This window comes from Borrelia parkeri (assembly GCF_023035815.1).
In the GTDB taxonomy this organism is placed as follows: domain Bacteria; phylum Spirochaetota; class Spirochaetia; order Borreliales; family Borreliaceae; genus Borrelia; species Borrelia parkeri.
In genome coordinates this window covers 1-10,439 of the sequence record NZ_CP073163.1, presented here as the reverse complement: position 1 = coordinate 10,439, position 10,439 = coordinate 1, and the positions used below count along the sequence as shown (strand labels likewise).

The window sequence follows — 10,439 nt, the reverse complement described above, 5'->3', positions numbered from 1 at the left end:
ATATTAATTAATTTTTAGTATAAATTTTAGTCAATTATATCATAAACGATTCCCAATTATCCAACAAATATTCAAGCAAAAACTTCTCAAGTTTTTGCTTGTTTTTCACAAGAATCAATTGCTTCTCCTTATCCTCTAAATTAAATCTAACAATAACGGGTTTACACTCTGAGGGACTTCTTTTAACTCTTATATCATTAATAATTTTATTCAAAGAGCTCTGCATAACATCTTGTTCACTTACATTTTCATTTTCTAAATAAGCACCTATTTTAATATATCTGTATATCATAGTTCTACTAAATTTATAATCTAAACAAAACTCATAAAAATTATCATATCCATCAAATCTGTATAATTTATTCTTCTTTATCTCATAAAGCGCCTTGGCTAATTCCAGTTTATTAACAACTTCCTCTAAAGTCCGGGCCTTAATTTCCTCTTTTAAGTTGTCTATACCTTAATCGAGCCTTTTCTTTACCGGAAACATCCTCAATTTGAGTGACATCTCCCACCCTGCTTTTAATAGTATTAAGTATATCTATTTTCATCTTTATTCCTTCAACATAAATATTTGTAAACTGGTTTACAAATATTTATGTTGTTTTTATATTTTCAACACCTTCAATAACTTCAGCAACCTTTAAATATTCATTATAATATCGTTCGCTCTCCTGAGGCTCTAATCTATAAGTAACCATCTTCTGAATAGCAACACTTCTGTGAATTTTAATCGGAACATATTCTTGATAAAGTTGTTGTAAGCTATAGAAAAATTCTTTCTTTATTTTTCTATTTTCCTCGTAAAGAGTTTGAATAACATAATAACTTTTAAAATCCTGTTTCTGATAAGCATTAATAATCTCTTGCATTTTACTTTTCAAAATATCATAACTTTCAATTGCCCATAGCTCTGCTGGTAAAGGAATGACAACCTTAGTAGCAATCATCAATGAATTAATAAGCTCTTTATTAACCGATGGGGGGGTGTCAATTAATATATAATCATAATCATCGAAATAAGGAGTCAAAATCGTTTTCAACTTATACTCCTGCCCAATAATATTCTCTCCTGAAAATTGAGAAAGTTTAATATGTGATGGAGCAAAGTGCAAATTATCTGTTATTTCATGAACAATACTCATAAAAGACTTTTTAGACTTTAATACTTCGTAAATATTATATTCTCTTATATCGATTTTATTTTCAAAATAAGGAAGAAAATAAGAAGTAACACTGGACTGAGAATCAATATCTATAAGTAAAGTTTTATACTTTTTAGAAAAAATAAATCCCAACATTATTGCTGTTACACTCTTACCAACGCCACCCTTAATTGAAGAGATTGTTATAATATCTCTCACCTCATACCCCTAGAATCTAAACACTTAAACCTCTTATCATAAAAAAGTTTATCTAAATTATCTTCAGCAATTAAGAGTTCCTCAGACAAAGAATTAACAACACCAATATCTTTTGCCTTAATTGAGATATTAAGCTTTTTAATCTTATTTTTTATTGTAAAATAAGAAATATTATTAATTTTAGCCAAAAAAAGAGGAGTATAATATTTTTTTCCCTCATATTCAATGAAAAAATTTTTCAAATTTGTTGTCTCTGTCAAACTCAACTACCTTTTTGCCATTCTTTCTTTAGCTTGTCTTTAATAAAATTTTGGGCTTCTTCACTTAAAAGCAACTCCCTTTTCTTAAAAAACAAGTCTTTAGAAGAAATTACACCTTCAATTTTATTTTTTTTTATATATCTCGAAAGATAAGAAGAATCACTATACCCCATCTCCTTTGAAAATTCTTTCAAATTTTTCAAAGAATTTAAAAATTTTAATGTAATTCGCACAACATTCTATCTCCTAAATAAGTTTTCATTAATAGCACAAATTATTGTCTAATATAACTAACTTTATTATAAACTATGAACATCATTTTGTAAATCAAATTGACAAAATAACTTTTTTAGTATATATATAAATTATGTTGATTTTGTTTTTTAAACATAGAGACAAAAAAGACCTAAAAATCAAGGTCTTAAACAAACTGAAATAAAGGATAAATCGATGAAAAATTTAAATTTCTTTTTATATAATAACAGCAAACTCAAGAAAAATCAAGTTAGACTAATAAAACTAATTTCCATCTTAAAATATCTAAATAAAAACAAGTTAGGATATAACCAACAAGACATACTTAACTTGGCCAACTTTTTAAAAAAAAGAGGGCTACGCAGTCATTAAAATGAAAACATTACAAAAAGATTTGGGCTTCCTCAAAAAAAACAATGTAATAAAAACATTCATAATAAGACTTGGGGAATACAAAGGTTCAAAAATAAAGTATATGCCAAAAAAAAACGCATATCAAATATTAAAGCAAATACTCAATTCAACAGAAGAACTATTAGAAAAAACATTCAATATTATATATAAACTAAGCAAACAGGAAAAAATCAAAAATAAAACAGAGCAAAAAAATAGAACAAAAAATAGCAGTGTATATAATAATATAAATAATAATATAAATAATAATATAAATAATAAGAAAAAAACGAGAACAGAAAGAGATGAACAGCAGCAAACAATAGAAAAGATATTAGAAAAATACATGTTACACAAGGGTAAACAACAAAAACCGACCAAAATATAAGAATAATACAGAGAAAAAATGAAAAAACTAATAAATAAACCAGAACAAAGATAGAAAAAGTAACTACAAGTATAAACTTAAGAATTTTTTTAGAACCTAAGCTACTTTGTAATACCCGAAACTTGAAAGGAAGAACATAAAAACAAACATAATAAACTAAACACACTAATAACAATAATAAAGATAAAAAATTTTCCTCATATCAAATAAACAGACTTTTTAAAGTTAAAATAAAAAAATTTATACTAATAATTAGCATGACATGTTATTTTCAAGCAGTATCAACGAGATCAATAAGAAATAAAGGTCATTCTCTCAGCAAAGAAAACCCTTGTTAAGTATTATAAATTTCACAAAAAGATTAATATCATAATAATGTTATATTTTCTGTTGGAGCCATATTAAAGCCATTACTAAAGACGAATAAAACACACCCATTCTGCCTTTAAAGGCAAAAGAGTTTAAAGCAGTATATACATACATTAGATCACAAAAATATTGCCCCTATAAATAAAAATACCACCTTATTCCCCAGATTTTTTCAGGAAATAAATGAATACCAAAATCAAGTAATTATTTGTCAAATTTAGAAATCTTTAATTGTCTCTTGGTAAGTAAAGATTATTAAAATTGATTTGTATACCTTTTGAGGTACAAAAGGATTTCTAAAAAATACTTATAGATAAAATATTTCAATTAAAATCTTTTGAGTTAAGAATCTGTGTATGAAATAAATAATTTTTTCCCATTATAAAAATAAAAAGAAAACCCCTTGGGGAAGGGGATTATTTAAAAGAATGTATGGTATGAAGTAAATATTGATAATAAATTCTTTTAATTTTAAAAAAGGAGAATATTTAATAATCAATTATTAGTTCAAAAATTAACCATTTCAAGTTTTTCTAAAATATTGATAATATTTTTTTATCAAATTTTTAAATAGATGTACCAATATTTATCAATAACCTTAAGATTTCGAATCGTATAAATATTTATCACTTTAATGACGGATTATTTGCAAGTGAAATATTGATAATTTGCCTTATATTTATTTTGAGGAATGAGGACAAGAGGTCTTAACTATAATTTTTTAAGATTATACTTTTATATTAACAAATTATATTAACAAAATTTTTGAATATATTGGGAATTAAGATAGACTATTATATGCTTAATTTGAAATCTATTCTGTTAAGAATAAATTTTACTTAGAATACAAGAAAAGAAAGTCCCTACTCCTACGTCTTGTTTTGGAGAGGATTGATAGGAGTGTTGGGGACTGTTGATAGAATGCTTTCTACCGCATTTATATCTGTTTATAATATTATTTTATTTTTTTAATTTTGTAAATATTTTTAAATAATTTTATTATATTCAATACCAAAACCAAATATTCACATAATATTGCAACAACTGGCTGTGCAAGCAAGTATAAATAAGTTAATAATAGTTAATATTTGTAAGTTATTACCGATGTTTACCATTGTAAATTTAGATGTATTTTGATTAAATATATTGCACTTATTATCTTGCGTTAGAAATCATGATCAAGGGTTTTTATTGCTTTTAAAAGTCTCATTTGACCTGTTTGCAATGTAGAAATTTTTCTTCTCTTATTTCTAAAGTTTAATTCTTGGTTTATTTTTTTATTCAATTCTTGCATTTTTTTTATCTCTAAAATACTTGGTTCATAATCGATCCATTTTTTGTCTATCCACCCTTTTTCCCATTCATAATAGCCTTCATTATAGTTAGTTCCATTAGACTCATCGAAATGTCTTGAAAGTGCTGATATTAATTTTGCACCATACTGAAGCATTTTATCTGTTTCTGTCTTTGAGATAAATTCATCATAATCATAGGTTTTACCCGTTTGCATATTGATGATATCAACAATTAGTTTAAAGGTATTTATGCAATTCATTGCAATATTGCCAAATGGAAGATCCGGACTACTTAAGCACTTGATATTGATCGCATATTTACTCTTTAAACTTCTAGGTATTTTGAAGAAATCGACTATAAATCCATCAACTTTGGCTTTATAATTTGCCTCATACTGAGAATTACCGAAAAAGGTTTCCCGATTACCCTCGGTAATATAATTATCATAATTCAGTATCATAGGCAATTTTTTTTCTTGAATATTATCTTGTTTAATATTTTCCATCCCATATCCTTTTGAGATCAAAAAGTTTTGCTTTGACCTCATACATTATTATAATATATATTAAATAAGAACCGATACAAATAGCTGGTGATTTTTTTAGTATGAATTTTTTGTTTGCTTAACATAAGATTGACACCCTTTTATCCGGAATCATTATTTTTTATATTTGATATTGTTTTTTTGCTGGTTTGTGATAAATTTAATTTATCTTTAACCTTTAACCATTTATAAGAAGCTCTGAGCAAGCAATTTTCTCAAAGCTTCTTATTGCTATATTACTACACAGTACTAATATAGTATTTTTTAAAAAAAGATAGACAGTCTTACTTAAATATATTGTCTTACGGATAGTTGTTTCACCATAAAGACTCAAAAGAGTAAGACATGCGTCAACAGTATAGCAACGCATAAATATCTGCTCATAGATAACTTTTTCTAAAGAAAATTATAATCAATTCAAATTCACCAATTTTAAAAAATACTATATTAGTACTGTGTAGTAATATAGCAATAAGAAGCTTTGAGAAAATTGCTTGCTCAGAGCTTCTTATAAATGGTTAAAGGTTAAAGATAAATTAAATTTATCACAAACCAGCAAAAAAACAATATCAAATATAAAAAATAATGATTCCGGATAAAAGGGTGTCAATCTTATGTTAAGCAAACAAAAAATTCATACTAAAAAAATCACCAGCTATTTGTATCGGTTCTTATTTAATATATATTATAATAATGTATGAGGTCAAAGCAAAACTTTTTGATCTCAAAAGGATATGGGATGGAAAATATTAAACAAGATAATATTCAAGAAAAAAAATTGCCTATGATACTGAATTATGATAATTATATTACCGAGGGTAATCGGGAAACCTTTTTCGGTAATTCTCAGTATGAGGCAAATTATAAAGCCAAAGTTGATGGATTTATAGTCGATTTCTTCAAAATACCTAGAAGTTTAAAGAGTAAATATGCGATCAATATCAAGTGCTTAAGTAGTCCGGATCTTCCATTTGGCAATATTGCAATGAATTGCATAAATACCTTTAAACTAATTGTTGATATCATCAATATGCAAACGGGTAAAACCTATGATTATGATGAATTTATCTCAAAGACAGAAACAGATAAAATGCTTCAGTATGGTGCAAAATTAATATCAGCACTTTCAAGACATTTCGATGAGTCTAATGGAACTAACTATAATGAAGGCTATTATGAATGGGAAAAAGGGTGGATAGACAAAAAATGGATCGATTATGAACCAAGTATTTTAGAGATAAAAAAAATGCAAGAATTGAATAAAAAAATAAACCAAGAATTAAACTTTAGAAATAAGAGAAGAAAAATTTCTACATTGCAAACAGGTCAAATGAGACTTTTAAAAGCAATAAAAACCCTTGATCATGATTTCTAACGCAAGATAATAAGTGCAATATATTTAATCAAAATACATCTAAATTTACAATGGTAAACATCGGTAATAACTTACAAATATTAACTATTATTAACTTATTTATACTTGCTTGCACAGCCAGTTGTTGCAATATTATGTGAATATTTGGTTTTGGTATTGAATATAATAAAATTATTTAAAAATATTTACAAAATTAAAAAAATAAAATAATATTATAAACAGATATAAATGCGGTAGAAAGCATTCTATCAACAGTCCCCAACACTCCTATCAATCCTCTCCAAAACAAGACGTAGGAGTAGGGACTTTCTTTTCTTGTATTCTAAGTAAAATTTATTCTTAACAGAATAGATTTCAAATTAAGCATATAATAGTCTATCTTAATTCCCAATATATTCAAAAATTTTGTTAATATAATTTGTTAATATAAAAGTATAATCTTAAAAAATTATAGTTAAGACCTCTTGTCCTCATTCCTCAAAATAAATATAAGGCAAATTATCAATATTTCACTTGCAAATAATCCGTCATTAAAGTGATAAATATTTATACGATTCGAAATCTTAAGGTTATTGATAAATATTGGTACATCTATTTAAAAATTTGATAAAAAAATATTATCAATATTTTAGAAAAACTTGAAATGGTTAATTTTTGAACTAATAATTGATTATTAAATATTCTCCTTTTTTAAAATTAAAAGAATTTATTATCAATATTTACTTCATACCATACATTCTTTTAAATAATCCCCTTCCCCAAGGGGTTTTCTTTTTATTTTTATAATGGGAAAAAATTATTTATTTCATACACAGATTCTTAACTCAAAAGATTTTAATTGAAATATTTTATCTATAAGTATTTTTTAGAAATCCTTTTGTACCTCAAAAGGTATACAAATCAATTTTAATAATCTTTACTTACCAAGAGACAATTAAAGATTTCTAAATTTGACAAATAATTACTTGATTTTGGTATTCATTTATTTCCTGAAAAAATCTGGGGAATAAGGTGGTATTTTTATTTATAGGGGCAATATTTTTGTGATCTAATGTATGTATATACTGCTTTAAACTCTTTTGCCTTTAAAGGCAGAATGGGTGTGTTTTATTCGTCTTTAGTAATGGCTTTAATATGGCTCCAACAGAAAATATAACATTATTATGATATTAATCTTTTTGTGAAATTTATAATACTTAACAAGGGTTTTCTTTGCTGAGAGAATGACCTTTATTTCTTATTGATCTCGTTGATACTGCTTGAAAATAACATGTCATGCTAATTATTAGTATAAATTTTTTTATTTTAACTTTAAAAAGTCTGTTTATTTGATATGAGGAAAATTTTTTATCTTTATTATTGTTATTAGTGTGTTTAGTTTATTATGTTTGTTTTTATGTTCTTCCTTTCAAGTTTCGGGTATTACAAAGTAGCTTAGGTTCTAAAAAAATTCTTAAGTTTATACTTGTAGTTACTTTTTCTATCTTTGTTCTGGTTTATTTATTAGTTTTTTCATTTTTTCTCTGTATTATTCTTATATTTTGGTCGGTTTTTGTTGTTTACCCTTGTGTAACATGTATTTTTCTAATATCTTTTCTATTGTTTGCTGCTGTTCATCTCTTTCTGTTCTCGTTTTTTTCTTATTATTTATATTATTATTTATATTATTATTTATATTATTATATACACTGCTATTTTTTGTTCTATTTTTTTGCTCTGTTTTATTTTTGATTTTTTCCTGTTTGCTTAGTTTATATATAATATTGAATGTTTTTTCTAATAGTTCTTCTGTTGAATTGAGTATTTGCTTTAATATTTGATATGCGTTTTTTTTTGGCATATACTTTATTTTTGAACCTTTGTATTCCCCAAGTCTTATTATGAATGTTTTTATTACATTGTTTTTTTTGAGGAAGCCCAAATCTTTTTGTAATGTTTTCATTTTAATGACTGCGTAGCCCTCTTTTTTTAAAAAAAAGTTGGCCAAGTTAAGTATGTCTTGTTGGTTATATCCTAACTTGTTTTTATTTAGATATTTTAAGATGGAAATTAGTTTTATTAGTCTAACTTGATTTTTCTTGAGTTTGCTGTTATTATATAAAAAGAAATTTAAATTTTTCATCGATTTATCCTTTATTTCAGTTTGTTTAAGACCTTGATTTTTAGGTCTTTTTTGTCTCTATGTTTAAAAAACAAAATCAACATAATTTATATATATACTAAAAAAGTTATTTTGTCAATTTGATTTACAAAATGATGTTCATAGTTTATAATAAAGTTAGTTATATTAGACAATAATTTGTGCTATTAATGAAAACTTATTTAGGAGATAGAATGTTGTGCGAATTACATTAAAATTTTTAAATTCTTTGAAAAATTTGAAAGAATTTTCAAAGGAGATGGGGTATAGTGATTCTTCTTATCTTTCGAGATATATAAAAAAAAATAAAATTGAAGGTGTAATTTCTTCTAAAGACTTGTTTTTTAAGAAAAGGGAGTTGCTTTTAAGTGAAGAAGCCCAAAATTTTATTAAAGACAAGCTAAAGAAAGAATGGCAAAAAGGTAGTTGAGTTTGACAGAGACAACAAATTTGAAAAATTTTTTCATTGAATATGAGGGAAAAAAATATTATACTCCTCTTTTTTTGGCTAAAATTAATAATATTTCTTATTTTACAATAAAAAATAAGATTAAAAAGCTTAATATCTCAATTAAGGCAAAAGATATTGGTGTTGTTAATTCTTTGTCTGAGGAACTCTTAATTGCTGAAGATAATTTAGATAAACTTTTTTATGATAAGAGGTTTAAGTGTTTAGATTCTAGGGGTATGAGGTGAGAGATATTATAACAATCTCTTCAATTAAGGGTGGCGTTGGTAAGAGTGTAACAGCAATAATGTTGGGATTTATTTTTTCTAAAAAGTATAAAACTTTACTTATAGATATTGATTCTCAGTCCAGTGTTACTTCTTATTTTCTTCCTTATTTTGAAAATAAAATCGATATAAGAGAATATAATATTTACGAAGTATTAAAGTCTAAAAAGTCTTTTATGAGTATTGTTCATGAAATAACAGATAATTTGCACTTTGCTCCATCACATATTAAACTTTCTCAATTTTCAGGAGAGAATATTATTGGGCAGGAGTATAAGTTGAAAACGATTTTGACTCCTTATTTCGATGATTATGATTATATATTAATTGACACCCCCCCATCGGTTAATAAAGAGCTTATTAATTCATTGATGATTGCTACTAAGGTTGTCATTCCTTTACCAGCAGAGCTATGGGCAATTGAAAGTTATGATATTTTGAAAAGTAAAATGCAAGAGATTATTAATGCTTATCAGAAACAGGATTTTAAAAGTTATTATGTTATTCAAACTCTTTACGAGGAAAATAGAAAAATAAAGAAAGAATTTTTCTATAGCTTACAACAACTTTATCAAGAATATGTTCCGATTAAAATTCACAGAAGTGTTGCTATTCAGAAGATGGTTACTTATAGATTAGAGCCTCAGGAGAGCGAACGATATTATAATGAATATTTAAAGGTTGCTGAAGTTATTGAAGGTGTTGAAAATATAAAAACAACATAAATATTTGTAAACCAGTTTACAAATATTTATGTTGAAGGAATAAAGATGAAAATAGATATACTTAATACTATTAAAAGCAGGGTGGGAGATGTCACTCAAATTGAGGATGTTTCCGGTAAAGAAAAGGCTCGATTAAGGTATAGACAACTTAAAGAGGAAATTAAGGCCCGGACTTTAGAGGAAGTTGTTAATAAACTGGAATTAGCCAAGGCGCTTTATGAGATAAAGAAGAATAAATTATACAGATTTGATGGATATGATAATTTTTATGAGTTTTGTTTAGATTATAAATTTAGTAGAACTATGATATACAGATATATTAAAATAGGTGCTTATTTAGAAAATGAAAATGTAAGTGAACAAGATGTTATGCAGAGCTCTTTGAATAAAATTATTAATGATATAAGAGTTAAAAGAAGTCCCTCAGAGTGTAAACCCGTTATTGTTAGATTTAATTTAGAGGATAAGGAGAAGCAATTGATTCTTGTGAAAAACAAGCAAAAACTTGAGAAGTTTTTGCTTGAATATTTGTTGGATAATTGGGAATCGTTTATGATATAATTGACTAAAATTTATACTAAAAATTAATTAATAT

General features: G+C 25.5%; 12 protein-coding genes. 6 read left to right on the top strand and 6 right to left on the bottom strand.

The genetic code is table 11. From position 1 onward, the window contains the following. Positions 1-34: 34 nt before the first annotated feature. The 4 genes from bpSLO_RS05275 to bpSLO_RS05260 all read right to left on the bottom strand — a co-directional run bounded on the left by bpSLO_RS05275 (position 35) and on the right by bpSLO_RS05260 (position 1,857). Complete coding sequence (locus tag bpSLO_RS05275) at positions 35-400, bottom strand: chromosome replication/partitioning protein (protein ID WP_246989911.1); 366 nt, start codon at positions 398-400, stop codon at positions 35-37. A 196-nt stretch (positions 401-596) separates the two neighbouring features. Next, the gene (locus tag bpSLO_RS05270; RefSeq protein WP_246989905.1) at positions 597-1,364 is read right to left on the bottom strand and encodes a ParA family protein; all 768 of its coding nucleotides are present in this window, start codon (positions 1,362-1,364) and stop codon (positions 597-599) included. Next, on the bottom strand, positions 1,361-1,552 hold the full coding sequence (locus bpSLO_RS05265) for a hypothetical protein (RefSeq protein ID WP_246989906.1): 192 nt from the start codon (positions 1,550-1,552) through the stop codon (positions 1,361-1,363). Before bpSLO_RS05265 ends, bpSLO_RS05270 begins: the two co-directional genes overlap by 4 nt. 74 nt (positions 1,553-1,626) lie before the next feature. Then, the gene (locus bpSLO_RS05260) at positions 1,627-1,857 is read right to left on the bottom strand and encodes a hypothetical protein (RefSeq protein ID WP_246989907.1); all 231 of its coding nucleotides are present in this window, start codon (positions 1,855-1,857) and stop codon (positions 1,627-1,629) included. A gap of 395 nt (positions 1,858-2,252) precedes the next feature. Here bpSLO_RS05260 and bpSLO_RS05255 point away from each other — a divergent pair, with 395 nt between their 5' ends. After that, entirely contained in the window at positions 2,253-2,660 is a 408-nt protein-coding gene (locus bpSLO_RS05255; RefSeq protein WP_246989910.1) for a plasmid maintenance protein, read from the top strand. Between the two features lie 1,534 nt (positions 2,661-4,194). On the opposite strand, the gene bpSLO_RS05250 is transcribed toward bpSLO_RS05255, so the two are convergent. After that, positions 4,195-4,830 carry a hypothetical protein gene (locus bpSLO_RS05250; RefSeq protein WP_246989909.1) on the bottom strand — a complete coding sequence of 212 codons (636 nt, stop codon included), beginning with the start codon at positions 4,828-4,830 and terminating at the stop codon, positions 4,195-4,197. A 778-nt stretch (positions 4,831-5,608) separates the two neighbouring features. On the opposite strand from bpSLO_RS05250, the gene bpSLO_RS05245 reads away from it, so the two are divergent. Further along, positions 5,609-6,244: a hypothetical protein gene (locus bpSLO_RS05245; protein ID WP_246989909.1), complete on the top strand. Its 636-nt coding sequence runs from the start codon at positions 5,609-5,611 to the stop codon at positions 6,242-6,244. A 1,534-nt stretch (positions 6,245-7,778) separates the two neighbouring features. On the opposite strand, the gene bpSLO_RS05240 is transcribed toward bpSLO_RS05245, so the two are convergent. Beyond that, positions 7,779-8,366 (bottom strand): plasmid maintenance protein, encoded by a 588-nt coding sequence (locus bpSLO_RS05240; protein ID WP_246989908.1) that lies wholly within the window; start codon positions 8,364-8,366, stop codon positions 7,779-7,781. 217 nt (positions 8,367-8,583) lie between these two features. Between bpSLO_RS05240 and bpSLO_RS05235 the strand changes: the two genes are divergently transcribed. The 4 genes from bpSLO_RS05235 to bpSLO_RS05220 all read left to right on the top strand — a co-directional run bounded on the left by bpSLO_RS05235 (position 8,584) and on the right by bpSLO_RS05220 (position 10,405). Further along, positions 8,584-8,814, top strand: coding sequence for a hypothetical protein (locus bpSLO_RS05235; protein ID WP_246989907.1), 231 nt, complete (start codon positions 8,584-8,586; stop codon positions 8,812-8,814). Positions 8,815-8,888: 74 nt separating this feature from the next. Continuing rightward, on the top strand, positions 8,889-9,080 hold the full coding sequence (locus bpSLO_RS05230; RefSeq protein ID WP_246989906.1) for a hypothetical protein: 192 nt from the start codon (positions 8,889-8,891) through the stop codon (positions 9,078-9,080). Then, positions 9,077-9,844, top strand: a complete 768-nt coding sequence (locus bpSLO_RS05225; RefSeq protein ID WP_246989905.1) for a ParA family protein — start codon at positions 9,077-9,079, stop codon at positions 9,842-9,844. Before bpSLO_RS05230 ends, bpSLO_RS05225 begins: the two co-directional genes overlap by 4 nt. A gap of 45 nt (positions 9,845-9,889) precedes the next feature. Then, positions 9,890-10,405, top strand: a complete 516-nt coding sequence (locus bpSLO_RS05220) for a chromosome replication/partitioning protein (RefSeq protein WP_246989904.1) — start codon at positions 9,890-9,892, stop codon at positions 10,403-10,405. Positions 10,406-10,439 lie beyond the last annotated feature (34 nt).

Bases quoted from the DNA above. Each gene is read 5' to 3' on its own strand.
- bpSLO_RS05245 (WP_246989909.1), top strand. From the start codon at position 5,609: ATGGAAAATATTAAACAAGATAATATTCAAGAAAAAAAATTGCCTATG.
- bpSLO_RS05240 (WP_246989908.1), bottom strand. From the start codon at position 8,366: ATGAAAAATTTAAATTTCTTTTTATATAATAACAGCAAACTCAAGAAA.
- bpSLO_RS05250 (WP_246989909.1), bottom strand. From the start codon at position 4,830: ATGGAAAATATTAAACAAGATAATATTCAAGAAAAAAAATTGCCTATG.
- bpSLO_RS05255 (WP_246989910.1), top strand. From the start codon at position 2,253: ATGAAAACATTACAAAAAGATTTGGGCTTCCTCAAAAAAAACAATGTA.
- bpSLO_RS05220 (WP_246989904.1), top strand. From the start codon at position 9,890: ATGAAAATAGATATACTTAATACTATTAAAAGCAGGGTGGGAGATGTC.